Origin of the sequence: Bradyrhizobium sp. CCGUVB23 (assembly GCF_024199885.1) — a bacterium.
GTDB lineage: Bacteria > Pseudomonadota > Alphaproteobacteria > Rhizobiales > Xanthobacteraceae > Bradyrhizobium.
In genome coordinates this window covers 9653724-9679542 of sequence record NZ_JANADQ010000001.1, presented here as the reverse complement: position 1 = coordinate 9679542, position 25819 = coordinate 9653724, and the positions used below count along the sequence as shown (strand labels likewise).

At 63.7% G+C, this 25819-nt stretch carries 27 protein-coding genes and 2 pseudogenes; 16 read left to right on the top strand and 13 right to left on the bottom strand.

Annotated elements, in window-relative coordinates:
• Positions 1-114: 114 nt before the first annotated feature.
• Together NLN62_RS45550 and NLN62_RS45545 are read left to right on the top strand one after the other, a co-directional pair.
• A complete protein-coding gene (locus NLN62_RS45550; RefSeq protein ID WP_254113071.1) occupies positions 115-669 on the top strand; it encodes a carboxymuconolactone decarboxylase family protein in 555 nt (184 codons plus the stop codon).
• 34 nt (positions 670-703) lie between these two features.
• Positions 704-1117, top strand: coding sequence for a TfoX/Sxy family protein (locus NLN62_RS45545; RefSeq protein WP_254113070.1), 414 nt, complete (start codon positions 704-706; stop codon positions 1115-1117).
• Between the two features lie 54 nt (positions 1118-1171).
• On the opposite strand, the gene NLN62_RS45540 is transcribed toward NLN62_RS45545, so the two are convergent.
• The 6 genes from NLN62_RS45540 to NLN62_RS45515 form a co-directional block, all read right to left on the bottom strand.
• Positions 1172-2404: a Zn-dependent hydrolase gene (locus tag NLN62_RS45540; RefSeq protein ID WP_254113069.1), complete on the bottom strand. Its 1233-nt coding sequence runs from the start codon at positions 2402-2404 to the stop codon at positions 1172-1174.
• Positions 2397-3182, bottom strand: coding sequence for an ABC transporter ATP-binding protein (locus NLN62_RS45535; protein ID WP_254113068.1), 786 nt, complete (start codon positions 3180-3182; stop codon positions 2397-2399). Before NLN62_RS45535 ends, NLN62_RS45540 begins: the two co-directional genes overlap by 8 nt.
• Positions 3179-3952 carry an ABC transporter permease gene (locus NLN62_RS45530; protein ID WP_027525944.1) on the bottom strand — a complete coding sequence of 258 codons (774 nt, stop codon included), beginning with the start codon at positions 3950-3952 and terminating at the stop codon, positions 3179-3181. The genes NLN62_RS45535 and NLN62_RS45530 overlap by 4 nt, the downstream gene beginning before the upstream one ends.
• Before the next feature lie 82 nt (positions 3953-4034).
• The gene (locus NLN62_RS45525) at positions 4035-4979 is read right to left on the bottom strand and encodes an ABC transporter substrate-binding protein (RefSeq protein ID WP_254113067.1); all 945 of its coding nucleotides are present in this window, start codon (positions 4977-4979) and stop codon (positions 4035-4037) included.
• 96 nt (positions 4980-5075) lie between these two features.
• On the bottom strand, positions 5076-5807 hold the full coding sequence (hutC, locus tag NLN62_RS45520) for a histidine utilization repressor (protein ID WP_027525942.1): 732 nt from the start codon (positions 5805-5807) through the stop codon (positions 5076-5078).
• Positions 5804-7162, bottom strand: coding sequence for a formimidoylglutamate deiminase (locus NLN62_RS45515; RefSeq protein ID WP_254113066.1), 1359 nt, complete (start codon positions 7160-7162; stop codon positions 5804-5806). The genes hutC and NLN62_RS45515 overlap by 4 nt, the downstream gene beginning before the upstream one ends.
• A gap of 84 nt (positions 7163-7246) precedes the next feature.
• Between NLN62_RS45515 and hutI the strand changes: the two genes are divergently transcribed.
• The 4 genes from hutI (at position 7247) to NLN62_RS45495 (ending at position 13110) form a co-directional block, all read left to right on the top strand.
• Complete coding sequence (gene hutI, locus NLN62_RS45510) at positions 7247-8461, top strand: imidazolonepropionase (RefSeq protein WP_254113065.1); 1215 nt, start codon at positions 7247-7249, stop codon at positions 8459-8461.
• On the top strand, positions 8458-10032 hold the full coding sequence (gene hutH, locus NLN62_RS45505; protein WP_254113064.1) for a histidine ammonia-lyase: 1575 nt from the start codon (positions 8458-8460) through the stop codon (positions 10030-10032). The genes hutI and hutH overlap by 4 nt, the downstream gene beginning before the upstream one ends.
• Positions 10029-11699, top strand: coding sequence for a urocanate hydratase (hutU, locus tag NLN62_RS45500; RefSeq protein ID WP_254113063.1), 1671 nt, complete (start codon positions 10029-10031; stop codon positions 11697-11699). The genes hutH and hutU overlap by 4 nt, the downstream gene beginning before the upstream one ends.
• A gap of 61 nt (positions 11700-11760) precedes the next feature.
• Entirely contained in the window at positions 11761-13110 is a 1350-nt protein-coding gene (locus NLN62_RS45495) for an IS701 family transposase (RefSeq protein ID WP_254113062.1), read from the top strand.
• A 134-nt stretch (positions 13111-13244) separates the two neighbouring features.
• Here NLN62_RS45495 and NLN62_RS45490 read toward each other — a convergent pair whose 3' ends face one another.
• Positions 13245-13592 carry a cupredoxin domain-containing protein gene (locus tag NLN62_RS45490; protein WP_256576101.1) on the bottom strand — a complete coding sequence of 116 codons (348 nt, stop codon included), beginning with the start codon at positions 13590-13592 and terminating at the stop codon, positions 13245-13247.
• 27 nt (positions 13593-13619) lie between these two features.
• A complete protein-coding gene (locus tag NLN62_RS45485; protein WP_254113061.1) occupies positions 13620-14516 on the bottom strand; it encodes a hypothetical protein in 897 nt (298 codons plus the stop codon).
• A gap of 142 nt (positions 14517-14658) precedes the next feature.
• On the opposite strand from NLN62_RS45485, the pseudogene NLN62_RS45480 reads away from it, so the two are divergent.
• From NLN62_RS45480 to NLN62_RS45470, 3 genes and pseudogenes are all read left to right on the top strand, one after another.
• A pseudogene (locus NLN62_RS45480) lies at positions 14659-14905 on the top strand (cation transporter dimerization domain-containing protein); the annotation flags it as partial.
• A gap of 27 nt (positions 14906-14932) precedes the next feature.
• Positions 14933-15136: a GDCCVxC domain-containing (seleno)protein gene (locus NLN62_RS45475; protein ID WP_254113060.1), complete on the top strand. Its 204-nt coding sequence runs from the start codon at positions 14933-14935 to the stop codon at positions 15134-15136.
• A 265-nt stretch (positions 15137-15401) separates the two neighbouring features.
• A pseudogene (locus NLN62_RS45470) lies at positions 15402-16164 on the top strand (IS5 family transposase).
• 349 nt (positions 16165-16513) lie between these two features.
• Here the strand turns inward: NLN62_RS45470 and NLN62_RS45465 are convergent.
• Complete coding sequence (locus NLN62_RS45465) at positions 16514-16774, bottom strand: hypothetical protein (protein WP_084801768.1); 261 nt, start codon at positions 16772-16774, stop codon at positions 16514-16516.
• A 242-nt stretch (positions 16775-17016) separates the two neighbouring features.
• Here NLN62_RS45465 and NLN62_RS45460 point away from each other — a divergent pair, with 242 nt between their 5' ends.
• Together NLN62_RS45460 and NLN62_RS45455 are read left to right on the top strand one after the other, a co-directional pair.
• Positions 17017-17427, top strand: coding sequence for a DUF3775 domain-containing protein (locus tag NLN62_RS45460; protein WP_027527204.1), 411 nt, complete (start codon positions 17017-17019; stop codon positions 17425-17427).
• A gap of 70 nt (positions 17428-17497) precedes the next feature.
• Positions 17498-17959 carry a host attachment protein gene (locus tag NLN62_RS45455; protein WP_254113059.1) on the top strand — a complete coding sequence of 154 codons (462 nt, stop codon included), beginning with the start codon at positions 17498-17500 and terminating at the stop codon, positions 17957-17959.
• A 32-nt stretch (positions 17960-17991) separates the two neighbouring features.
• Here the strand turns inward: NLN62_RS45455 and NLN62_RS45450 are convergent, their stop codons facing one another.
• Complete coding sequence (locus tag NLN62_RS45450; protein WP_027527206.1) at positions 17992-18255, bottom strand: hypothetical protein; 264 nt, start codon at positions 18253-18255, stop codon at positions 17992-17994.
• A gap of 288 nt (positions 18256-18543) precedes the next feature.
• Here NLN62_RS45450 and NLN62_RS45445 point away from each other — a divergent pair, with 288 nt between their 5' ends.
• Positions 18544-18990, top strand: a complete 447-nt coding sequence (locus NLN62_RS45445; RefSeq protein ID WP_027527207.1) for a hypothetical protein — start codon at positions 18544-18546, stop codon at positions 18988-18990.
• A gap of 119 nt (positions 18991-19109) precedes the next feature.
• Entirely contained in the window at positions 19110-19982 is an 873-nt protein-coding gene (locus NLN62_RS45440) for a DMT family transporter (RefSeq protein WP_254113058.1), read from the top strand.
• 90 nt (positions 19983-20072) lie between these two features.
• Here the strand turns inward: NLN62_RS45440 and NLN62_RS45435 are convergent, their stop codons facing one another.
• Complete coding sequence (locus tag NLN62_RS45435) at positions 20073-20348, bottom strand: hypothetical protein (protein WP_027527209.1); 276 nt, start codon at positions 20346-20348, stop codon at positions 20073-20075.
• 66 nt (positions 20349-20414) lie between these two features.
• On the bottom strand, positions 20415-21854 hold the full coding sequence (locus NLN62_RS45430; protein WP_254113057.1) for a deoxyribodipyrimidine photo-lyase: 1440 nt from the start codon (positions 21852-21854) through the stop codon (positions 20415-20417).
• 119 nt (positions 21855-21973) lie between these two features.
• On the opposite strand from NLN62_RS45430, the gene NLN62_RS45425 reads away from it, so the two are divergent.
• On the top strand, positions 21974-23710 hold the full coding sequence (locus NLN62_RS45425; RefSeq protein WP_254113056.1) for a methyl-accepting chemotaxis protein: 1737 nt from the start codon (positions 21974-21976) through the stop codon (positions 23708-23710).
• An 80-nt stretch (positions 23711-23790) separates the two neighbouring features.
• On the top strand, positions 23791-24186 hold the full coding sequence (locus NLN62_RS45420; protein ID WP_254113055.1) for a DUF2177 family protein: 396 nt from the start codon (positions 23791-23793) through the stop codon (positions 24184-24186).
• 5 nt (positions 24187-24191) lie between these two features.
• Here the strand turns inward: NLN62_RS45420 and NLN62_RS45415 are convergent, their stop codons facing one another.
• Positions 24192-24851: a peroxiredoxin gene (locus NLN62_RS45415; protein ID WP_254113054.1), complete on the bottom strand. Its 660-nt coding sequence runs from the start codon at positions 24849-24851 to the stop codon at positions 24192-24194.
• 382 nt (positions 24852-25233) lie between these two features.
• On the opposite strand from NLN62_RS45415, the gene NLN62_RS45410 reads away from it, so the two are divergent.
• A complete protein-coding gene (locus NLN62_RS45410; protein WP_254113053.1) occupies positions 25234-25818 on the top strand; it encodes a hypothetical protein in 585 nt (194 codons plus the stop codon).
• The last annotated feature ends 1 nt before the right edge of the window (position 25819 follow it).

Sequence of the window (25819 nt, the reverse complement as noted above, 5' to 3'; positions counted from 1 at the left end):
GCCGACTTGTGAGAAATGATCACATATTGAAGCCGATTTATCGTTTGCGATCAATGACGATTGAGCCGATTTTGCCTCAAGGTATGGCGGGCAGACCGCGCAAAGGAGGTGGCCATGCAGGACGGAAAAACACGCATTCCGCCGGTCGACGTTGAGACCTGTCCGGACGACCTGCGCGAAACGCTCGAGGAGCAACGCAAGCTTTGGGGCGCACCGCTCTATCCCTATCTCTTCTACGCGCGCCACCCGCCTTACCTCCGCGCCGCCAAGAAGATGTGGGCGGCCCTTCAGGAAGAAGCAGCGCGCGTGCCCGATACGCTTCGAGCGCTGGTGAACCGACGCGTCGCCTGGTCGAACGGCTGCGAGTACTGTCAGGACGCTCATGCGGCAAAAGCCAGCAGGCTGGGTGTCTCGACAGACAAGATCGACGCTCTCAACGACTACGCGAAGAGCCCGCTTTTCAGCGAAGCGGAAAGGGTGGCGCTCGAGTACGCTGACGCGATTACGGAGACGCGCTGCGACGTTGACGACGAGCTGTTCGCGCGCCTCCAACGGCATTACGACGACGACACCATTGCAGAGCTTACGATGATCATCGCGTGGCAAAACGCGTCCTCGCGCTTCAATCACGCGTTCCGTATTCCCTCGCAAGGGTTCTGGACGCGATGATTGAGGCCTCTAGCTGGACTGCGTGAGATCGAGCATGGTTGCCAGCGAAAGCTTTACGGAGTTTCTGCGCGAGCAGCTCGCATCTCTCGGACGCATCACAATGCGCCGCATGTTCGGAAAAACGGGTGTGTTCTGCGACGGGTTCATGCTCGGCATGGTGAGAGACAACACGCTCTACTTTCGGGTGGATGAGCATAACCGGGCGACCTTCAAGGAAGCCGAAACCTTTCCACCTCTCAACTACGAGAAGAGAGGCGAAACCATCGATCTCTCCTTTTGGCGCGCGCCGGAACGGTTGTTCGACGAACCCGACGAGCTTCTCACGTGGGCGCGACTGGCGGTGGCGGCGGCGCGGCGGGTCGCTGCAAAAAGAGAACAGACGGTGCGAAGGCGCCATCGCTCCCCTCGGGAGCCGGGAAAGCAGAAGAGGCGCAGCGTAAGATCGTAGATTGTCGCAAATTCGCCTTCAGGCAAATCATCTAACCGAAAAGCGGTGCCACGCTCATCCCGCGAGAATGCGCCGGCAGGCATCCACGAATACTTGGGCGCCGGTGACGATATCAGCGTCAGCCGTGTTCTCGGTCCAGTGATGGCTGATGCCGCCGATCGAGGGCACGAACAGCATCGCCGCGGGCATGATGGTTGCGAGAACCTGGGCGTCGTGGCCGGCGCCGCTGGGCATGCGGACGGAGCGTCCGTTCGCAAAGGCCTTGCTCGCAGCTTCAATGGCCGCCTGGAAGGGCGGATGCATTTTGGCGGGCACGCCGGTGCGTAGCCGCTCCAGGGTGACCTGACAGGGGCCGTGCGCGTTGGCCTCATCGATCATCGTTCGCAGGAGGCCCTCCAGCCGGGCGATCACGGCCGGATCGTCGTCGCGGATCTGGAACAGCATCTCGGCGCCGCCGGGAATGATGCTCGGTGCGCCCGGATCGAGCGTGATGCGGCCCGTCGTCCAGACCGTGCGTGGCCCGGCCAGGGCGGGAAACCGTGCGTCGATCGCCACGCAGAATTTGGCCAGCGCTAGGCCCGCGTCCTTGCGCGAAGCCATGCGGGTCGTGCCCGCGTGGTTCTGCTCGCCGACGAAATTGATGCGGTACTGCCAGATCCCCACGATCGAGGTGACCACGCCGATCGCAAGGCCGCTCGTTTCGAGCGCATCGCCTTGCTCGATATGGGCCTCCAGATATCCGATGTGACGTCCCGGTTCAGCCGCGATGCGAGGGCGGCCGGCAAGGCCCGCATCGGATAACGCCTCGCGCATGCTCTGCCCGGTGGTGCGGTCGCGCGCTGCGTCGATGTCGGCTTCGCTCACGCCGCCGACATAGGACCGCGAGCCCAGGAAGTGACCGAAATGCCCTTCCTCGTCGCACCAAGCCGCGACTTCGACGGCGCCGCGCAGCGACGGATCGGAATTGATGACGCGCGCGGCCTCCAGCGCATAGACCACCCCAAGCGGACCATCGAGCCAGCCGGCATAGTTCTGGCTTTCGAGATGCGATCCGGCCAGCAGTTTCGGTCCCGCCCGTGTGCTCGTGCCGAGGATGTTGCCGATACCGTCGATCGCGCCGGTGAGGCCCGCCTCGGGAAGTGTTTCGACCAGCCATTCAAGCGACTGCCTGTGCGGCTTTGAAAACGTAGGCTTGTGCACGCCGGTCTTGTAGGCGCCGATGGCGCGGAGCGCATTGAGATCGGCGAGCACGCGCTCGCCGTTGGCGACAGAACGATTGTCAGACATGTTCAGCCACCTTCAACGCCTCGGTGCGGATCTCCTCGACGAGGCGCTCCTTGAGACGGACGAACTCTGGCGTGGTCTTGATCTTGTAGGAGCGCGGATGCGGCAGGTCGACGGCAATCTCGGCCTTGATGCGGCCGGGCCGTGCGCTCATGACGATGACGCGGCTGCCGAGAAAGATCGCTTCCTCGATGTCGTGGGTCACGAACAGCACCGTCTTCTGATCGCGCTCCCAGATCCCGAGCAGCATCTCCTGCATCAAGGCGCGGGTCTGGTTATCGAGCGCGCCGAAGGGCTCGTCGAGCAGCAGGATCTTTGGATCATTGGCGAGCGCGCGCGCGATCGCGGTGCGCTGCTGCATGCCGCCGGACAATTGCTTCGGCCAGTGGTTTTCAAAGCCGGACAGTCCCACCTGGCGGATGAAGGCGTCCGCGATCTTGCCGCACTCAGCTTGCGAAACTCCGCGCTCGCGCAGGCCGAAGGCGATGTTCTCGCGCACGGTGAGCCAGGGGAACAGCGTGTAGGACTGAAACACCATGCCGCGATCCGCGCCGGGACCGCCCACCTCGCGCCCGTCGAGCAGGACGCGGCCGCTGGTCGGCCGGTCAAGACCGGCGACGATGCGGAGCAGGGTGGATTTGCCGCAGCCGGACGGACCGAGGATGGTGACGAAGTCGTTGTCGCCGACGTCCAGGCTGGTCGGCTCGAGCGCCTTGGTCGGCGCATGGCCGGCCCGCGCAGGAAAGGTTCGCGATACCTGATCGATCCTGAGCTTGGTCATGCGAGTTTCCACGGAAACAGCCACGCATTGAACGCCTTGAACAGGAAGTCGGAGACGAGGCCGATCAAGCCGATGACGATGATGCCGAAGATGATCTGCCCGGTGTTGAGCAGAGCCTGGCTGTCGGTGATCATGTGGCCGATGCCTGACGATGAACCGATCAGCTCGGCGACGATGACGTAGGTCCACGCCCAACCCAGCACCAGCCGCAGGATTTCGGCGATCTCGGGGGCGGAGGAGGGCAGCAGCACGCGGCGAATGATGCCGCGGTCGCTGGCCCCTAACGTATAGGCCGCCTCGACCAGGTCGCGCCGTGTGGCGCCGACGGTCACGGCCACCATCAGGATGACCTGAAACACCGAGCCGATGAAGATGACGAGCAGCTTTTGCAACTCGCCGATGCCGGCCCACAGGATGAGGAGCGGAATGAAGGCGGAGGCCGGCAGGTATCGCGCGAAGGACACGAAGGGCTCAAGGAAAGCTTCGATCGGCTTGTAGGCGCCCATCAGCACGCCGAGCGGCACGGCAATGACGGCGGCAAGCGCAAAACCGCCGACCACGCGCCAGACCGTCATCCCGATGTCGAACAGGAAGCCGTGTCGGGTCAGGAGCTCAAAGCCTTCCTGCACCATGGTCAGCGGGTTCGCGAGGAAGGTTTTCGATACATGGCCGCCGAAGGTCGCCCAGGACCACAAGGCAACGAACAGCACGAAGAACGCGAGGCCGTAAGCTGTACGTTGCTTCGCAGTCACGGGATCGAGGGGACGCATCACGGGCGAGGTTTCCAGACGAGAACGAGATCCAGGGTCGGTCCGCTTCGCGCGAAGCGGACCGACCAAGCGTTAGCCGCGGCTACTTGATGAAGCTCGCGTCGAAGAGATCCTCGACCTTCGGCGCCGCCTTGATGATGCCGATCTCGAGCAGCAAGTCCGCGGCGTCCTTGTTGAACGCCAGGAACTCGCCGCCGAAGAACTTCTGGTTCGCGGCCTTGTCCTGCCAGCGCAGGTACTTTGCCGAGTTGCCGAACTGCTCGCCGGTCTGCTTCACGTCGGCGCCCATGATCTCGTAGGCCTTGGCCTGATCCTTCGCGATCATGTCGAGCGCCTCGAAATAGCTGTCTGCCAGCGCCTGGGCGGCCTTGGGATTCTCGCTCAGGAATTTCGGCGTGCAGCCGAACGTGTCCATCACCATCGGATAGTCGAGCGTGGTGGCGATGATCTTGCCCTTGTCGGGCGCGGCGCGCACCGTCGAGAGGTAGGGCTCGTAGGTCATCGCGGCATCGTTCTGGCCGGAGACGAAGGCCTGCGCGGCCGCGGCCGGCTCCAGGTTCACGACCGTGACGTCCTTCACCGACAGGCCGTTCTTCTTGAGCATCCATGCGAGCGCGAAGTAGGGCGAGGTGCCCGGCGCGGAAGCCGCGACCGTCTTGCCCTTCAGGTCCTTGATCGCCGCGAGATCGTTGCGCACGGCCATGCCGTCAGCGCCGTAGCTCTTGTCGAGCTGGAAGATCTGCTTGGTCGCGACGCCGTTGGCGTTCCAGGAGATCCAGGTCTCGACCGTCGTTGCGGCGCACTGGACGTCGCCGGAGGCGATGGCGAGGTGGCGATCCTTCTGCGGGATCTTCTTGATCGTGACGTCGAGGCCGTTCTTCTTGAAGATGCCAGCCTCCTTGGCGAGCGTCAGCGGCGCAAAGCCGGTCCATCCGGAGATGCCGATGCCGACCTTGACGTCATCGGCGAGCGCCGGCGTTGCCACTGCGAGCGCAATGATGGCTGCGAATGCTTTTGTATTACGCATGTTTGTTGTCCTCTTGCCGATCGATGAATTGAACCCGAGTGATCTCTTCACATTGGTCTCTTGCTGCATGAATTGCGCCGCTTGCGACATCGCCGCTCAACCTCCCTTGAAGCGGGCGACGAGACGGTGGGACTCGCCGGGATAGTGCAGCCGCACCGCGGTCAGCGTCCGCGCGCTGCGCCAGGTGTAGCGGTCGATCACCAGGCAGGGCGCGCCGACGGCGATGCCGAGCGCGTCCGCGGTGCGATCATCCGCAACGACGGCGCTGATCGTATGCTCGGCTTCTGTCCACGGGACATGATGAAGCAGCCACGAGCCGGGCGGCTCGGCCGCAAAGTCGGCGTGTGCCGCTTCCGGCACCGCCTCGAGATCGATCAGCCTGTCCTCGAGCGCGAACGGCACGTTGTCGGCGCTGTGGCGGCAGGTGATCGCGATCACCTTGCCGGCCTTTCGCACTCCGAGGCGGGCGCGATCCGCGGCACTTGCGGCGCGGCGTGCGCATTGAACGAGCTGATATCCGTAGCTGCGGCCAAGCGCGGTAATCTCCGCGCGAATGTCGGCGATCTTGAGCACCGCGGACAGATGCTGCGGACGGCGGACGAACGAGCCGGCGCGCCGGCGCCGCTCGATCAGGTCGGCCTGCGCAAGCTCCGACAGCGCCTTGTTCACCGTCATGCGCGAGCAGCGATAGCACGCCATCAATTGATGCTCGAACGGGATGCGATGGCCCGGTGGCCACTCGCCCGTCAAGATCCTGGTCTCGATATCGCGCCGGATCTGCTTGTACAGCGTCGGCTTGTCGTCGAGCTTGTCGGTTGCGAGGCTCATGCGATGAGCCTCCGCACCGTCGTGTTGAAGCGTTCCCGCGCTGAGCGGCGAAGCATATGTTGCCCGCCCTCGACGACCTTCCTGCCGCCGGCCCAGACGCAATCGATCGCGCTCGTGCCCGCCGCAAAGATCCAGCCGTCGAGAACGGCGTCGCCACTGCGGCCGGCGAGCGAGGGATGGGTGGTGTCGAGGGTGACGATGTCGGCGCGCGCGCCGGCCTTGAGGCCCACGACGGGTTGCGCGAGCGCCTGGCCGCCACCGGCCAATGCGCCGTCGAGCAGGGCGCGTCCGGTCGAGACACCGGGCCCGTTCGACAACACGTTGCGCTCGCGGTGCTTGAGCCGCTGACCATATTCGAGCTGGCGCAACTCGTCCGCAATGCCGACCAGCACATTGCAGTCGGTGCCGATGCCGAAGCGGCCGCCGGCATCGAGGAATTCACGCGCGGGAAAAATGCCGTCGCCGAGGCTTGCTTCGGTGACGGGGCAGAGGCCCGCGACAGCGCCTGTCTTCGCGAGCGAAGCGACTTCCATCGGCGTCGTGTGGGTCGCGTGAATCAGGCACCAGCGCTGATCGACAGGCGCGTGTTCGAGCAGCCATTCCACGGGGCGCCTGCCGGACCAGGCGAGGCAATCCTCGACTTCTTTGGTTTGTTCCGCAGCGTGGATATGAATCGGACCGCCGTCGGCAAGCGGAACGATCGCGGCCAGCTGGTCCGGCGTCACGGCGCGCAGGCTGTGCGGCGCGATGCCGATATTGGCGCCGGGTAGCTTGGTGACGGCCTCGCGCGAAGCAGCAAGTAATTTTGCAAACTGATCGACCGAGCAGATGAAACGGCGCTGGCCGGCATGCGGCGCGGCGCCGCCGAACGTGCCGTGCGCATAAAAGCTCGGCAGCAACGTGAGACCGATGCCAGCAGTCTCGGCGGCCTGCGCGATGCGCATCGCCATCTCCGCCGGGTTGGCGTAGGGCGCGCCATCATGATCGTGATGCAGATAATGAAACTCGCCGACGCGGGTAAAACCCTGCTCCAGCATCTCGACATAGAGCAAGGTGGCGACGCTCTCGACGTCGTCGGGCGTCATCGTGAGCGCAAAACGATACATCGTCTCGCGCCAGGTCCAGAATGTATCGGCCGTGTTGCCGCGCGTCTCGGCGAGCCCGGCCATACCGCGCTGGAACGCGTGGCTGTGCAGGCTCGCTAGTCCGGGAATGGCGAGTTGATGGCGCTCGGCTCCGGCTGCCGGCGCGACGCCGGCTGTCACCTCGGCGATGGCGCCGTCGGTGACGACGACCTGCACGTCGTCGGCCCAGCCCGAGGGCAGCAGCGCGGATGCGAAATGCAGTCGTGTCATGTTTCCTGCCGGCTGGACAGAACCGCGCCACGATTATATGTCTAGACATATAAGTCAAGCGTCCGGCAGCGAAGGATTACCTGCATGGCAGAGCGCTTCGATCGGATCTGGCACAATGCCCGCCTCGCCACGATGCGGGATGATCTGCCCGATCTCGGCGAGATCCCGCATGGCGTGATCGCGGCGCGCGATGGCCGCATCGTCTTTGCAGGCGCACACTCCGATTTTCCGGCGGATGCCGATGTGGTGGAGTGGATCGATTGCGCAGGGCGGTGGATCACGCCCGGCCTCGTCGACTGCCACACGCATCTGGTTTACGGCGGCAACCGCGCGCACGAATTCGAGCTGCGGCTCAAGGGCGCCAGCTACGAAGAGATCGCGCGCGCCGGCGGTGGCATCGTCTCGACGGTTGCAGCAACGCGGGCCGCGAGCGAGGCGGAGCTCGTTGCGAGTGCGCTGCCGAGGCTCGACGCGCTGATCGGCGAGGGCGTGACGACGCTGGAGATCAAGTCCGGCTATGGGCTCGATACGGACACCGAGCTGCGGCAACTCGGTGCCGCGCGTGCGCTCGCGCGCGTCCGGCCGGTTGCGATCCGCACCAGCTTCCTCGGCGCGCACGCGCTTCCAGTTGAAGCCGGCGACGACAAGGATCGCTACATTGACCTGGTCTGCCGCGAGATGCTGCCGGCGGTGGCGCAGTCCGGGTTTGCCGACGCCGTCGATGCCTTCATGGAAGGCATTGCGTTTTCGGCCGAGCAGACGGCGCGCGTGTTCGCGGCGGCGAGGGCGCTCGGCTTGCCGGTGAAGCTGCACGCCGACCAACTCTCCAATCTCGGCGGCGCAGCGCTCGCCGCAAAATTCTCGGCGCTTTCCGCCGATCATCTCGAGCACACCGATGAGGCCGGGGTCGCAGCGATGGCGCAGGCGGGAACGGTGGCGGTGCTGCTGCCCGGCGCCTTCTATTTCATCCACGAAACGCAGAAGCCGCCCCTCGAGCTGTTCCGCAAGCATGGCGTCAGGATCGCATTGGCAACCGACTGCAATCCCGGCAGCTCGCCGCTCACCTCGCTTCTGCTCACGATGAACATGGGCGCGACGCTGTTCCGGATGACGGTCGTCGAATGCCTCGCCGGCGTGACGCGCGAAGGGGCGCGCGCGCTTGGCATGCTTTCCGAGACCGGCACGTTGGAGGCCGGCAAATGGTGCGACCTCGCGATCTGGGATGTCAAGCGGCCGGCCGAGCTTGTCTACCGGATCGGGTTCAATCCGCTGCATCGCCGTATCTGGAGAGGCCAGTGAGCGGCGCGGCGACACCGATCGTGGTCACACCCGGCCGCGTCAGTCTCGGCGATCTCGCGCAGGTGCTGGCGGGCGCGACCGTGGTGCTCGATCCCTCGTTCTGGCCTGCGGTCGATGCTGCCTCGGCGATCGTGATCGCGGCCGCGCAAGCGCCTGCACCGGCCTATGGCATCAACACCGGGTTCGGAAAGCTGGCCTCGAAGCGCATCTCGCCGGACCAGACGGCGACGCTTCAGCACAATCTGATCGTGTCGCATTGCTGCGGCGTGGGACCGCCGACGCCGGAGCCGGTGGTGCGCTTGATGATGGCGCTGAAGATCATCTCGCTGGGGCGCGGCGCATCAGGGGTGCGGCGCGAGGTCATCGCGCAGCTCGAAGCGATGCTGGCGCGCGGCATCTGCCCGCTGGTGCCGCAGCAGGGGTCGGTCGGCGCCTCCGGCGACCTGGCGCCGCTCGCGCACATGGCCGCGGTCATGATCGGCGAGGGGCAGGCGCTGGTTGGCGGAACGATCATGCCGGGCCGTGAGGGCCTGGCCTGCGCTGGTCTCGCGCCATTGACGCTTGGTCCCAAGGAAGGCCTCGCGCTCATCAACGGCACGCAATTTTCCACGGCCTATGCGATCTCCGGCCTGTTGCGGGCGCAGGCGCTGGCCTGCGCGTCGCTGGTGACGGGCGCTCTGTCGGTCGATGCGGCGATGGCCTCGACGGTGCCGTTTCGCTCCGAGATCCACGCGTTGCGCGGCCATCCCGGACAGATCGCCGCCGGCGCGACGCTGATGGCCTTGCTCGACGGCAGCGACATTCGCCAGTCGCACCTTGAAGGCGACGAGCGGGTGCAGGATCCCTATTGCCTGCGCTGCCAGCCGCAAGTCGCGGGCGCCGCGCTCGACGTGCTGGCGCAGGCCGCGCGCACGTTGATGATCGAGGCCAATTCAGTCACGGACAACCCGCTGGTGCTGGTCGAGACCGGCGAGATCGTATCGGGCGGCAATTTCCACGCCGAGCCGGTTGCCTTTTCCGCCGACGGAATCGCGCTCGCGCTGTCGGAGATCGGCGCGATCAGCGAGCGGCGTATCGCAACGCTGGTCGATCCCGCGCTGAATTTCGGCCTGCCGCCATTCCTGACACCGGATCCAGGCCTCAACTCCGGCTTCATGATCGCCGAAGTCACCGCGGCGGCGCTCTACGCCGAGAACAAGCAGCGCGCCGCGCCATGCTCGATCGATTCAACGCCGACCAGCGCCAACCAGGAAGACCACGTGTCGATGGCCGCGCACGCCGCACGGCGGCTCTCCGATATGGCGGATAATCTCGCCTCCATTCTCGGCATCGAGCTGTTGGTCGCTGCGCAAGGCATCACGTTGCGCCTGCCACACCTGACCAGCCCTGCGCTTGCGGCCGTCATCGCCGCGTTGCGCGAGGAGGTGCCGGCGCTCGGGCCCGACCGCTACATGGCCGACGACCTCGTCAAAGCCAAGGCGCTGGTCGAGGCCGGCGCGCTGCCGCGCATTGCGAGCGCGGCGCTCGCGAAAGATCCGTTTCCATCGCTTGCCTCAGAGGTCGCCCCATGAACCGCCGACTGGACAATGAACGCACGATCCGCGCGCCTCACGGCTCCGACATCAGCGCCAGGAGCTGGCTGACGGAAGCGCCGCTCCGCATGCTCATGAACAATCTCGATCCTGATGTCGCCGAGCGGCCCGGCGAGCTCGTCGTCTATGGCGGGATCGGTCGCGCGGCGCGCGACTGGGAGAGTTTTGACCGGATAGTTACTTCGCTGCGCAAGCTCGAAGGCGATCAGACGCTGCTCGTGCAGTCCGGCAAGCCGGTCGGCATCTTCCGCACCCATGCGGATGCGCCGCGGGTGCTGATCGCGAACTCCAATCTCGTGCCGCACTGGGCGACGCTCGATCACTTCAACGCGCTCGACAAGGCCGGCCTGATGATGTTCGGCCAGATGACGGCAGGCTCGTGGATCTATATTGGCAGCCAGGGCATCGTGCAGGGGACCTACGAGACCTTCGTCGAGGTCGGGCGGCGCCATTACGGCGGTAGCCTTGCAGGCAAATGGATTTTAACGGCGGGCCTCGGCGGCATGGGCGGCGCGCAGCCGCTGGCGGCGACGATGGCCGGTGCTTCGCTGCTTGCCATCGAGTGCCAGCCGAGCCGCATCGAGATGCGCCTTCGCACCGGCTACCTCGATCGTCAGGCGAGCTCGCTGGATGAAGCGCTCGCGATCATGGCGGAGGCCGCGCAAGCCAAAAAGCCGGTCTCGGTCGGCTTGCTCGGCAACGCCGCCGACATCTTCCCCGAGCTCGTCCGCCGCGGCGTCAAACCTGACATCGTGACCGACCAGACCAGCGCTCACGATCCGATCAACGGTTATTTGCCGAAGGGATGGACGCTTGCGGAGTGGGAAGCCAGGCGAAAGGACGATCCCAAGGCTGTGGAGCTCGCGGCAAAATCCTCCATGGTCGACCACGTCAAGGCGATGCTGGATTTCCACGCGCAGGGCATTCCGACGCTCGACTACGGCAACAACATCCGTCAGATGGCGAAGGACATGGGGCTGAACAACGCGTTCGATTTCCCGGGCTTCGTGCCGGCCTATATCCGCCCGCTGTTCTGCCGCGGCGTTGGGCCGTTCCGCTGGGCGGCGCTGTCTGGCGATCCCGAGGATATCTTCCGCACCGATGCTCGCGTGAAGGAGCTGATGCCGCACGACAAGCACCTGCATAACTGGCTCGACATGGCGAAGGCGCGCATCAAGTTCCAGGGATTGCCGGCGCGGATCTGCTGGGTCGGTCTCGGCGACCGGCATCGGCTTGGCCTGGCCTTCAACGAGATGGTGGCGCGCGGCGAAGTGAAGGCGCCGATCGTGATCGGCCGCGATCATCTCGACAGCGGCTCGGTGGCAAGCCCGAACCGCGAGACCGAGGCGATGCGCGACGGATCGGACGCGGTGTCGGACTGGCCGCTGCTCAATGCGCTCTTGAATTGCGCCAGCGGGGCCACCTGGGTATCGCTGCATCACGGCGGCGGCGTTGGCATCGGCTATTCGCAGCACGCCGGCATGGTGATCGTCGCTGACGGCACGGCGGAGGCCGCCCGCCGCCTCGAACGCGTGCTGTGGAATGATCCGGCGAGCGGCGTCATGCGTCACGCCGATGCAGGCTACGAGACAGCGATCGACTGCGCCCGCGCAAACGGACTCGATCTGCCGAGCCTGGCAGGCTAGCACTACTTTGGCAGATTGTCGGTTTTGCCGTGCTTTATAGGATTCCCGAATCAATTTTTCAATGATTCATGGGTGGTCGGCTCTTGGAGGGCTGACCATGACGGGATGGGAAGACGAACTTGAACGCTGGCTGATGCCGTTCTTGGACCGGCTGGGTCATAAGACTCGGCAGCGCATGTGTCCTCTGTATGTTGCGGGATTGATCGGTCCTGGCGATCGCAAGAGCGTTCAGCCGATGGCGGAGCGCCTTGCCACGGGCAACTACGACCAGCTGCACCATTTCATTGCGGACGGTGTCTGGGACGCGACGCCGCTGGAGACGGAGCTGCTCCACCGGGCGGACCGACTTGTCGGCGGTAGCGATGCGGTGCTCGTTATTGACGACACCTCACTGCCGAAGAAGGGCGAACGCTCGGTTGGTGTTGCGGCTCAATACGCGTCGGCTCTCGGCAAAACGGCAAATTGCCAAACGCTGGTGTCTTTGACGCTCGCGCGCGGCGAAGTGCCAGTGATGGTCGCGTTACGTCTCTTTCTGCCTGACAGTTGGGCAAGCGACGTGTCTCGTTTGAAGCGCGCTCGCGTGCCAGTCGAACACCGAACGCCACGGTCCAAGCCGGAAATTGCTTTAGCCGAGATCGACCGCGCGATGGCAGCCAACGTGCACTTTGGATGTGTGCTGGCCGATGCAGGATACGGGCTTAGCGCACCGTTTCGACAAGGGCTAACGGAGCGCGGGCTGGCCTGGGCGGTCGGCATCCCTCGACACCTGAAGGTGTATCCGGTTGATGTGAAGCTTATTTGGCCGATTACCAAAGTCCGCGGGAAACCACGAAAGCACCACGTGCCCGATATCTTATCGATTGCGGCAGAACAAATGCTGGCCAGCGCCAAATGGAAAGCCGTGAGCTGGCGCAGCGGGACCAAAGGTCGGCTGAAAGCCCGATTTGCTGCTCTCCGGGTCCGCACCGCCGACGGCCCTCCTCAGCGGATTTGGGATAAGGGTCAGCAGCATCTCCCGGGCGACGAAGCTTGGCTCATTGGCGAGCAACGTGCCTCAGGGGAGAAGAAATACTATCTTGCCAATCTCCCTGCGGCGACGGATCTGCGCACACTGGCCGCCACCATCAAGGCCAGATGGATTTGTGAGCAGGCGCATCAGCAGTTGAAGGAGGAGCTCGGACTTGATCACTTCGAGGGGCGATCATGGCAGGGTCTTCATCGCCACGCCCTGATGACAATGATTGCCTACGCCTTCCTGCAGCATCGTCGCCTCGCACACGCGGGGCGGAAAAAAAAGAATCAACGGACCTCCGCCTCAGCCAACCATGCCCGCCGTACGTCACGCCATCGTCGATCTCATCCTTCGGCCGCCGTCTCAGCGGTGCCCATACTGCCGAAAACAAATCCTTGAAAAACACTGGCGCAAATAGATTCTGCCAAAGTAGTGCTAGGATGCGGACTCATTAAGGCGCAGCCATAGCCTGATGACGCGAGTTGAACGAAGGCAGTAGCTGGCAGCAAGCTTGTCACAGCGCGTCGGCCGCCCTATTCGACGACCAGGGCGCCGCGCGCTTTCTCGTTGAAGTCATCATAGAACTCATAGCGGCCTGCCTTGAGAGCGCGGACGTTGATCACACCCTGGCTCTTGGCGGCCACGACCTTTTCCACCCTGAGCGAGGTGCTTTCGAACTCCATCGCCTTTCCGTCGAGATTCCTGATCCGGAACACGATCGGCTTGTCCGCCGGCGCACGTACCTCATGCGGCTGAAACTGCCCGTTGGAGTAACTGATCTGAATTTCCGTCGCCTGCTGGGCCGATGCTGTCGACAACGGCAGCATCGTCGCGAAGATCGCCGCGGAAGCGAACTTCTTGATCGTGGTCAAAGCATACATCACTGGACCTTCCGGACTTGAGACAGATCAAAACTCGACGGCGAATTTGAGTTTGGCGCGGTTGCGCTGGAACTCAGCGAGATTGAGCGAGAACGGGGTTCCTACTTCGCGACCCCATACCTGCGTGTTCCAAGCCGCGGTCATGAACATCTTCGGCGTGAATCGGACATAAAGCGTCGGACCGAGCATCACGGCATCGCCGGTAAAGGCCGAGAGCGCGAAGTCGTCGTAATGGCGCAGATACCAGACTTCGCCTCCGATGACGACATTCGGCGTGACGCGGAACGACAGCGCCGCGGAGCCGCCGAGCTTGGTTTCCCGGATCGTCTCGTCCAGCAACGTGTGGGTATATTCGGGCTCGTATAGCAAGTTGAACCCAGCAAACAGCCGGTTTCTCACGAGCTCGAGGTCGGCATTGAGCGTGGTCTCGAATTCATAGTTGTGAACCCGCTCGCCGCTTGTCTCATCGACGAGCCGCACCGTCGGCTCGAATGCCAGCGTCACCGACAGCGGATTGTTCGACGTCCGCTCGAGGGCGAGGTAGCGGAATTCGCCAAACCCGCCGCTGAACGCCGCCTGGCGACGATCGTCGAGATCAGTTACGTTCCGGATGTTGTGGGTCGATCCGAGCGCACCAAACTCGATCTGCACGAATTGAGACGGGGTGAATTCGTACTCATACTTGGTCTCGGTCGCACTATAGCGGCCGTCGCGCTTGCCAAACCGGCCGATGGTGTCGGTCGTGAATTCCTTTTCGCCTTCGATGCCAATGCCGGAACCGGTCGTGAAGCCGAAAATGTATTTCGTTTCGATTTCGCGCCAACTGTCGGCGTCGTCGGCGCGCGCGATGCCGCCAAGGCAGAATAATGCGAATAGACCGAAGGCAGCGGCATGACGCCACCCAGAGGCATTTCCCGCCGGCATCGATTGCACCTCCGTCAATGATCCGAGCTTGATGCCCCTAATCTATGTCCGGCAGGCCCGCAAAAAGACTCCTTCTAAACTAGAGTAATTCTAAGTTTTTCATCAGAAAGGCGCATGCGCCGCCGCTTCGATGCCAGAGTCCACACTTGCACGAATTCGACAGATCATCAGCGAACATGCCGAGGGAGCGTTAGAGGCCCACGGACAAGGCATGCTGGTAGATTAACATTTATCGAGTTCCACCTCGTCGTCCCCGGCGAGATGTCCGTCAATCGGGCGCATGACATCTGTGATAGGATTGAAGCTGCGGTGACGATGTGCACAGCTGGGTCACGATTCACGTTGAGCCCAAAAATAAGGCCAAACATTCAGGCGTTCTCGTCCTTTGAGGTTCACCGCCATACACCTGAGCGCAAATGGAACTTCGATCAACCATTACCTGTCCCGTTTGCCACCACCAAGCTGTCGAGGTGATAGCACTCGATGCCTGCCAGTTCTTCTATGACTGCAAGGCCTGTGGAACCAGGCTTAAGCCGAAGGCCGGGGACTGCTGTGTCTTTTGTTCATTCGGGACGGTCCAATGCCCGCCGATTCAGATGGGCGCTAGCTGTTGCAAGTAAGGCCGCCGCACTTGGGCGTTCTTGTTTCGCTCAAAATCCCCGGTCCAAGCCGTCAACCGCATTTGCCGCCCGACGGGACACGAGCAAACGGCAAGGTCTCCTTGTGGCCCATCGCGACATTTGCTGCGGTTGCACAAAGGTGGTCGGTGTCGGGGCGAACCGGACATCGACGAAGATTTATAAGTACGCGCCCTAGGTGGTGTGGACTCTAAGGATTCCCTTTTGAGAGCAAATCAGATTCAAGGCTTCTTTTTGGGAGCCGGCCTTGGGTGTGATGGATCGTTTGGTGCTGAGCGACGCGGCCTGGGAGCGCATGGCACCGCTCATCATAGGTCGACCTGACCAGAAAGGTTCGACCGGACGCGACAACCGGATGTTCGTGGAAGGGTACTTTGGATCGTTCGTACGGGCTCTCCCTGGCGTGATCTTCCGGAGGCGTTCGGGGATTGGAACAGCGTGTTCCGGCGCTTCAGTCGCTGGAGCCGTAAGGGTGTCTGGTGGCGGATCTTCGAGGCGATGTCTGATGATCCGGACTTCGAATATCTGATCGTCGATTCCACCATCGTCCGGGCGCATCAGCACGCCGCCGGCGCGAAAAAAGGGGGTCTGAAGATCAAGCGATCGGGCGCTCGCGCGGTGGCTTAAGCACCAAGATACATATGGCCGTTCGAGGTTTGGGATGTCCCGTGCGGTTCACGCTTACCGCAGGCCAGAAGGGCGATGCACCGCAAGCCGCCACATTGATCGAGGGATTGCCCGCCGAGGTCGTCATGGCCGATACGGCCTATGACGCGGATCACTTGCGCCAGGCCATCGCAGCCAAGGGCGCGCTCGCCGTCATCCCAAACAACCCGTCACGTGCGCTCAAGCATCCGCTCGACAAGCATTTCTATGCCCAGCGCCATCTCGTCGAATGCTGCTTCAGCAAGCTCAAGCAGTTCCGCCGTGTCGCAACCCGCTTCGAAAAGACTGCCCGAAACTACCTTGCCATCGTCACCATCGCAGCCACCGTGCTTTGGCTGCGATAAGTGTCCACACGACCTAGTTCGCGGCCTTCGGAGTGCCAGACGTTGAGCGTGGAGCTGCTCAGCGATTCCGGCTCATCGGCTGTCCGGATACCAGATCGATGAAATGGACGCGCGCGCAAGCAGGGCAGGTGAAGGCCTCAAAACTCCGCCCCTCTACGCCCTGCTGCTTTTCCAAATGAGTTTGCACATTCATGCCCGTCTGGGGGCAACGAAAAACGATCAAATCGGCCATAGAGACAGAATGACCAAGCCGACTCTGTCGTCCTTGATCTGGATCAGTTTTAGAATCGTCCCAGCTCTGCGGCATCCTCTCGCAAATGCGAAGGGGGCCCGAAGGGCCCCCTTAAGATCACCAACGGCGCCAGCCGTAATAGCGCGGGCCGTAATAGCGCGGACCATAATATCTGGGTCCGTAATCGGGTGCATAGAGGTAACGATTATAGTAGCTCGGCTGCCGCCAGCAGCGCCCCCAAGCGTCGCAGACCAAGCGGACTTGCTCGGCATCTGACGACACCTGCGGAGCAGGCGCAACTGGCATGGCCGACGCGGCCGGCGATGCTGTGACCGCAGCGAGTAACGACGCAGCAGCGAGGCCAATTCTAAACTTCATGATGTGTCTTCCTTTGCTTACCGGCGCCAAGATATCGAATTGGTTCTGATCAAATTGTGGCGGAACCGAAATGTAATGCTGATGAACCAATCTTCAGCCAGGCGGTTACGAAGCCGGGACATTGGCTCCCGCGCGGCGCCGCTTTGATACTTGATCTTGCGCAATTCGCGCGCGCGCCGGCGCCTCTAGTCTGCGTCTCGTGGGAGCGGCGATGCGCCGGTCCCTCAAGAAGGTGACCCACCATGCGGACCATTCCCAGCCTGTCGATCTCGCCAGAGAAGGTCTTCTTCATCATCGCGAAGGCGCGCCAGTCCGACAGCGGGGCGGACGGGGGCGGTGTCATCCTGGACAGCGGCGACGACGACATGAGCTATGGCCGCGGCGGCCGCGGAGAGGCGACCGACCGCGCGGAGCTGGCTGGCTTCATCCGCGACCTCAATGTCGACGAGCAGATTGATCTCGTGGCGTTGACTTGGCTCGGCCGCGGCGACGGCGACCTTTCCACATGGCGCGAGCTGCAGGCCCAGGCCGCCCAGGCCCACAACAATCGTACCGCCTCCTATCTGATCGCGACGCCGATGCTCGCGGACTATCTGGAGGAGGCGATGACGCAGTTCGGCAAGTCCTTCGAGGAGTTCGAAGGTCATCTCTGACCGGCCGGCTTGCATAGCTTTTGCGCGGGGTAGCCTCTCGTTGCGCCCACGCCATTCCTGGAGTGCTGCAATGACCAAGATGAGGATCGACAAGGGCGAATGGCTCGTCGTGTGCGACGGGCGCAAGGCGCTCATCCTGGAGAACATCGGCGACGAGATGTTTCCGAACCTGCATACGAGAGAGGTGCACGAGCAGCCGAACCCGTCGACCAGCGCCCAAGGCACCGACGCGCCGGGCACCTTGCACGCCGCGCTCGGCGGTGCGCGCAGCTCGGTCGAGCAGACCGACTGGCATGATGAGGCCGAGCGTGCCTTCCTGAAGAGCCTGGCTGGCCGGCTCGATAGCGCGGTCACATCGGGCGAGACCGCTGCGCTGACCATGGTCGCCTCTCCCCGCGCGCTCGGCATGATCCGGGCCGATTACTCGGACGCCGTGCGCAAGGCATTGCATGGCGAGGTCGGCAAGGACCTCGTCAAGCTGCCGATCTATGAGATCGAGAAACAGCTCCTGGCGTCCGGCGCGCCACGATAGGGTTGCCGCCGGCAGTGCGCCGGCGCATCCCTTCAGTAGCAGGGGTGCCGGCGCCTATCCTGGCCGATATAGGCGGCTGAGCTCTGGTAACACTGAATGGTCGACGGTCCGTCGTAATAGGCGAAGCTGCCGGGCGTGACCCCTGGACCGTAATTGTGGATGTAGCTGATCGGGTAGGGCAGCGGATTGACGTGGTAGTGGTGGTACCGGTGATGGACCCGCGCCTCGGACAGGCTCGGGGCGAGCGTCACCACCGACAGGGCGGCGACCGCCGCAAGGCACTTCAACTTGCTCATCTTGATTCTCCGGAAGCCGACCTAACCGACAACGATCTTATAGCGATTTGCGACCCATAGGGCACCCGCTTTGCGGCGGTAAACGGGGTGAAATTCCACAGATTAGCGCCTTGATGCGGCCGGGACTGCCGCCGAGTCCGAAAGCCTGCCCATTTTTGGCCTTTTCCGGATGCTTAACGAATTCCCAACACAGTTTGGCCAAGAGTTCGTTAGCATCCGGTGGCCGGCCCCTTGGGGGTCTCTTTGAGGTCGGCTCCCTTCAAACCAGGCTTCAGCCGTTACTCCGCAATGCGCATCACGCCCATCAGCCTGCTGTTGCTGTCCTGCGTCGCCGCGGCACCTGCGCGCGCGGATTTGCACATCACGCGCGACCACGGCGGTTACGTCGAGGAATACAAGGCCAAGTACAAGCGTGTCCGTGACAAGGGCGAGCGGGTCATCATCGACGGCATCTGCAATTCGGCCTGCACCCTGGTCCTGGGCATCGTGCCCATGAACAAGATCTGCGTGACGCCGCGCGCCAGCCTCGGCTTCCATCAGGCCTATTACGACAAGGCGTTCACCTTCGGCATCAAGGTGACCAGCGCCGAGGGCACGTCCGACCTGATGTCCTACTACCCGGGCGCGGTGAAGGACTGGATCCAGCGCAATGGTGGGCTCACCACCGAGATGAAGAAGATCAAGAACGGCGTCGATCTCTGGAAGATCGTCGATCCCTGTCCCGACGAGTGGTGAGCGGCCGAGCCAGCTGAGGTCGTCCTCGACGCAGCCGACACGTCCCTCGTCCAGCGCAGCATCAGACCCGCCAAATTCGCAATTGCCGCCCCGCCCTTGGTCGGGCAATGAGAACGGCAATGAATCATAATCAAGAAAATTGGGCCGCACGCGCGGCGCCGGTCCTCTTCGTCCTGCTGTGGAGCACCGGGTTCATCGCCACCAAATCCGTCGTCAACAACGCCGATCCCTTGACCTACCTCGCCATCCGCATGGCGATCGTGGTCGGGTTGATGGCGATCATCGTGGCAATTGCACGTCCCAAATGGCCGGACGGGACCGGCATCGCCCACAGCGCGGTCGCTGGCATTCTCGTCCACGGCTTCTATCTCGGCGGCACCGCGATTGCGATCGCGCATTCGATTCCCGCCGGTCTCTCCGCGCTCATCCCGGGCCTCCAGCCGATCCTGACCTCGACCATCGCCAATCGTTGGCTCGGCGAGCGGGTGACGCCGCTGCAATGGGGCGGGCTCTTGCTCGGTCTCGGTGGTGTGGTGCTGATCCTGCACAATCGTCCCATGACCGGAGAGGCCGGTCTCGGATGGCTCGCCTCGGTCGTCTCGCTGATCAGCATCACTCTCGGCACGCTCTACCAGCGCCGCTACTGCAACCACATCGACTGGCGTGCCGGCAATCTCGTGCAATATGTCGCAGTGACGCTGTTCTTTGCGACAGGCGCCTTCGCCTTCGAGGACCGCGTGGTGCATTGGACACGGGAGTTCGTGCTGGGGCTTGCCTGGCTCGCGGTGGTGCTCTCGATTGGGTCAATCGGCCTGTTGTACTGGCTGATCCGGCATTCGGCCGCGACCGCGGTTGCGAGTCTGTTCTATCTCGTCCCGGCGGTCACGGCGCTGATGGCCTACCTGCTGTTCGGTGAAAGGCTCGATGCGGTGGCCGTTGCCGGGATGGCGATCTGCGCGGCGGCGGTATTCCTGGTCAACAAGCGCGCCTAGCCGCGCGGCGGACTTCGCCGCGGCCGGGCGAGAAGCGTGTGCAGAGCCGCCGGACGCTGGGCACCCGGAGGCCTGGTCTCAGGTCCGCGATCAGCGCTTGGCTTTTTTCTTTTTCTTGGCGGCTTTCTTTGCAGTCTTCTTGGCGGCCTTCTTGGGAGCCTTCTTCGCGGCTTTCTTCTTGGAGGCCTTCTTCTTGGAGGCCTTCTTGGCCTTCTTCGCCGTCTTCTTCTTCGTCGCTACTTTCTTTGCGACCTTCTTGGCGGCTTTCCGGGCCTTCTTCGGCGCGGGCTTGGCAGCCTCTTTCGGTGGCTCGGCGACGGGCGTCGCTTCGATCGCAGGCTCAATGACGGGTGTGTCGTCGTTCATGTCGTCCCCCAAGGTTTGAACGGAGCGATGACGATAGCGGGATTCGACAACCTGTCAAAGCAACGCTCAACCTCTGCGGATCTTCGCGTAAGCTGCGAGCGCGCGCTCACGCCCCTTAGCATGATCGACCAGCGGACGCGGGTAGTTGTGGCCGAGTTCGACGCCTGCGCTCGCAAGCTCGATCGGTGTCGCCTGCCAGGGTTGATGGACCAGCTTCGCCGGCAGATGCCTAAGTTCGGGCACCCAGCGCCGCACATAGGTGCCATCAGGATCGAACTTCTCGCCCTGGAGCACCGGATTGAAGACTCGGAAATAGGGCGCGGCATCGGCGCCGCAGCCGGCCACCCATTGCCAATTGGCGGGGTTGCTGCCGGGGTCGGCATCGACCAGCGTGTCCCAGAACCACTCTTCGCCCTGTCGCCAGTCGATCAGGAGATGCTTGACCAGGAAGGAGGCCACGACCATCCGCACCCGGTTGTGCATCACGCCGCTGTGCCAGAGCTCGCGCAGGCCGGCATCGACTATGGGATAGCCGGTCCGGCCGCGCTGCCAGGCGGCGAGCGCCTTCGCGTCGTGCTTCCACGGGAACCCATCGAAGCCGGGTTGCAGGTTCTCCGTCGCGAGATCGGGATGGTCGAACAGGAGGTGACGGCAGAACTCGCGCCAGCCGAGCTCGCTGAGGAATTTCTCGACACCGCTCGCAAGGGCCGGGTCCTCGGCGGCGGCAAAGCGCGCGGCGTGCCAGAGCTGGCGCGGGCTGATCTCGCCGAAGCGCAGGTGCGGCGACAGCCGTGAGGAGCCCGGCAGGTCAGGCCGGTCGCGGTCGCTGGCATAGTCGCGCGCGGTGGTCTTGAGGAAATTGCGCAGCCGGCCGTGGGCGTGGGTCTCGCCGGGCTGCCAGCTCTCGCGCAAGCCGCCGGCCCAATCGGGCCGCGCAGGTTCGAGCCCGAAACTTTCGAGGGCATCGCTCGCAAGCTCCGGACCTGGGCGCAGTGCTTTCGGCGCCGGCAGCGGCTTGGGCGGATCGCCCAGCGCCAGCACGCGCCGCCAGAATGGCGTGAATACGCGCAGGCCGCGGCCATCCTTGTTGCGGATCGTGCCTGGCGAAACCAGGAGGTCACCCGGGAAGCTTCGTGAGGCCACGCCGAGCTTTGCGAGGCTCCCCTTGAGTTTTGTCTCAAGCGCTTGATGCGGCGCCTGCGCGATCTCGTTCCAGTAGAGTGCGGCTGCATCGCTTTCGCGTGCCACCTCGGGGATCACCTTGGCCGCCGGTCCTCTGCGTAGCGTGAGCGCGCCGCCGATCGCGGCGAGGCCTGCGGCAAGTGACCGCAGCGACTGCGCCAGCCACCAGCGCGCTGCGCCACCGAGCGGCCGTCCCACGGTGTCGTCGAGGACGTAGAGGCAGATCACCGGCGCGCCAGTCCGTGCGGCGGCGTGGAGGGCCAGGTGGTCTGAGAGTCGCAGGTCATCGCGGAACCAAACGATGATAGGCGGTGGGCCCGGCATGGTCGGAAATGATCCCCGTTACCTTTGGAAAACAAGCCGCCGGCCGTAGTTGCGAACCGCCGTTAATGCGATCGTAAGCCGCCCCCTTCAAGTATACGGCGTCTTATTGGGGGAGTTGCATGTCCGATCCATCGACTAGGAAGGTCCTGCCGCAGTTCAGGTTCAAGCTCGGCACCAAGTCAATGCTGTGCGCGGTGCTCCTGATTGCGGTGAATACGGCACTCGTGGTCGGTGCGGGCTATTGGTCTCTCACGTCCGAGTTCAACGATCGCGCGCTGCGCGACATCGAGGTCAATCTGCGCACGCTGGCGCTCGCTTTCGCCGAGATCGTTCCCGACGCCAGGATCACGATGAGGGACGGCATGGTCGTCCGCGCCGAGATCCCCAAGATGCCCGACTTCAAGGACCACGCGATCGTCGATCGCGCCGTGTCCTATGTCGGCGGCAATGCCACGTTGTTCGTGTTCGACGAGGCCAGCGGGCAGTTCGTCCGCCGCTCGACCAACGTGAAGAAGGAGAATGGCGACCGCGCCGTCGGCACCCAGCTTGCCGCCGATCACCCCGGCCAAGGCCCCTTGCGCAAGGGCGAAGCCTACAAGGGCCCGGCCACGCTGTTCGGCAAGTCCTTCATGACCGCCTATTTCCCGGTCTCGGATACGGCCGGCAAGGTCGTCGGCATTCTCTATGTCGGCATCCCCATGGCGCAGTTCGAGAGCATGATGGCGGAGACGATCCGCAACATGGCGATTGCCGCCGGCATCGCCGCGCTGCTGGTGCTCGCTCTGACCATGCTGGTCGTGCGCCGCGTGACCAGGCCGCTGAGCTCGGTGACGAACTCGCTGACGGCGCTGGCAAATGGCCGGGACGACATCACCATCGATTGCGAGGACCGGGCGGACGAGATCGGTGAGATCGCGCGCACGGTCGCGGTGTTCAAGAGCAATTCGCTGGAGCGGGCGCGCCTGCGCAGCGAGCAGGCCGCGACGACGGCGGCTGCTGCCGAGCAGCGCAAGTCCGAGCTGCGTAACTTCGTCGACGAGTTCCGCGGCAGTGTCGGCGGCATCCTCAATAACGTGCTGGACTCCTCGGGCGAATTCGAGCGCGTGGCCCGGCAGCTGACCGATGCCGCGCGTTCGACCGCCCAGCTGTCGGCGCAGTCCGCGGGCGCTTCCGAGACCGCCTCCGACCACGTGAAGTCGGCGGCTGCGGCCTCCGACGAGCTCTCCAAGTCGATCACCGAGATCACCCGCAGGGTGCAGGAGTCGAACGAGATCTCCGCCGAGGCGGTGCGGCAGGCGGAGGCTACCGACCAGCGCATCGCGCAGCTTTCGGAAGCCGGCGCCCGCATCGGCGACGTGGTCAAGCTGATCACATCGATCGCCGAACAGACCAATCTGCTGGCGCTCAATGCCACCATCGAGGCAGCGCGCGCAGGCGATGCGGGACGCGGCTTTGCGGTGGTGGCCCAGGAGGTCAAGACGCTCGCCGGACAGACCGCCAAGGCAACCGACGAGATCTCCAGCCAGATCGCCAGCATGCAGCTCGCGACCGAAGAGTCGGTCGTCGCCATCAAGGCGATCGGCCAGACCATCGAGCGCATCAGCGGCATCGCCACGTCAATCTCTGCGGCGGTCGAGCAGCAGAGGAGCGCCACCCACAACATCGCCGGCAGCGTCCGGGCCGCGGCGAGCGGCACGGCTGACGTTGCGGCCAATGTCCGTCACGCGGCCAAGGGCGCGAACGAGACCGGCGAGACCTCGAGCCGGATGTTCGCCTCGGCTCAGGCGCTGTCGGGCGAGAGCCTCAATCTGAAGGCAGAGGTCGAGAGATTTCTTGACCGCGTGCGCGCGGCCTGATCGGCGCGGCGGGCTGAAACCATCCGGCCTGCCACGTCGTAGCTTGCGGCATCATGTGGCGTCCGGACGGGGAGGCTGACGTGAACCGCGCGATTGTGCTGTATCTTGCGACGTTGGTTGTCCTTATGGGCCTGGGTTTCCTGTTCCTGGGCCTGATCGCGAAGGGCTTCTTCGTCGCAGAGGTCGGCGAGATGCTGGGCGAGCTGAAGCCTGTGCCGGCGGCGCTGTTCTACCTTCTCTATGTCGTCGGCGTGCTGGTGTTCGTCAGCGGATCGAAGGATGCGACCTGGCGATCGACGCTGCTCTATGGCGCCCTGTTCGGGCTGTTCTGCTACGCGACCTTCGACTTGACGGCGCTGGCGCTGCTTAAGGCCTGGAGCTGGCCGGTCGCGCTGGTCGACATCGGCTGGGGTGCAGCGGTGACCGCGGTCTCATCGACCGCGGGTCTCTTGGTGGCGGACCGTACGACCGGGTAGGGCCGTTATTTCGGCTGCGGCACGATCCGGATGTAGGGCTTCGGTTCCTTCCAACCCTGCGGATAGATCGTCTTGGCCTCATCGTTGGAGACCGAGCCCGCGATGATGACGTCTTCGCCGTGCTTCCAGTCAGCCGGCGTGGCAACGCGATGCTTGGCAGTGAGCTGCAGCGAGTCGATCGCGCGCAGGATTTCCTGGAAGTTCCGCCCCGTGGTCATCGGATAGACCAGCACCAGCTTGATCTTCTTGTCCGGGCCGATGACGAAGACGTTGCGGACGGTCTGGTTGTCGGCCGGGGTCCGGGTGAGGGGGTCACCCGAGGTCGAGGCCGGCAGCATCTCGTAGAGTTTTGAGACGTTGAAGTCGGTGTCGCCGATCAGCGGATAGTTCGGGGCGGCACCCTGCGTTTCCTTGATGTCCTCGGCCCATTTGGAATGGCGGTCGATCGGATCGACCGACAGGCCGATCAGCTTGACGCCGCGCTTGTCGAATTCGGGCTTCAGCTTGGCGAGGGCGCCGAGCTCGGTGGTGCAGACCGGGGTAAAATCCTTGGGATGCGAGAACAGGAGGGCCCAGCTGTTGCCGATCCAGTCGTGGAATTTAATTTTCCCCTCGGTGGTCTCGGCTTCGAAGTCGGGGGCGGTGGCGCCGATCGGAAGTGGCATGGTTCTACCTCATCTTATTGAAGTTAATGATGAATTCGCTCTGTAGGCGTTCGATAGAGTATAAGTCGGGGAAGGTCCGAAGTGAACCCGTTCAAGTAAAATGTGAAATCATTCTCTCAAGACGTCGATCTTCTAGCACCTTCTTGCCGCACGCGCCGCTGCGGCGAAATATCCCCACCGGCGGGAAAGGGCTGGATTGCCGCGATATTGCCTTTTATGACCCGCACCACGCCGCCCGACGTCGGATAGAACCGAAATGGTCCTGACGGCGACCAATCGGCAACCATTTAGAAAAGTCGCGATCCCCATATCGAATCGTTAACCACTCGTTCAGGCCCAGCATGGAAATGCTGGTCGATCGGAAGAATTCTGGAAGTGAACTATGTCTGCCGCTGCCAAGTCTGTTGAGCCCAAATCCCTTGAGTCGCCGTCCCTCGAACCGTCCTGCCGTGATACCGCGGCCCATGCACTCAGCATCGTGCGCGACGGCGTGATCACCGGCGAAGGCCCCACCACCAAGGGCCGGGTACATTTCTCCCGCTCGCTCGATGCCGATGACGCCGCCTGGTGCGCGCGCATCCTGACGGCTGGCGCCGTCAACGACCAGCCCGTCAGCCGCGCCGAAGCCGAGGCGCTGTTCGAGATCAACGAGGCCGCGACCGAGCGTACCGATGCTGGCCGGTTCGACGACCTCCTGGCGAAAGCCGTCGCGCATCACGCCGCGAGCGCCTCCGGCCTGCCGGTGCCGCCGCGCAGCGTCGCGCTGTCGCCCGAGACGGAGATCGAGAGCTGGGCGCCTGGCTACGCCTCGCGCGTCAACCGCGACATGCTGGAATGGATTGCCGGCCAGATGCGCGGCAAGCGCCAGGGCAACCGTCGCCTGATGGCGATGGTGGCAACCTTCCTGGGTGCCACCGCGCTGCCGCTGGCGGGCCAATTGCCGAACGTGTTCGACATTGGCATGTGAC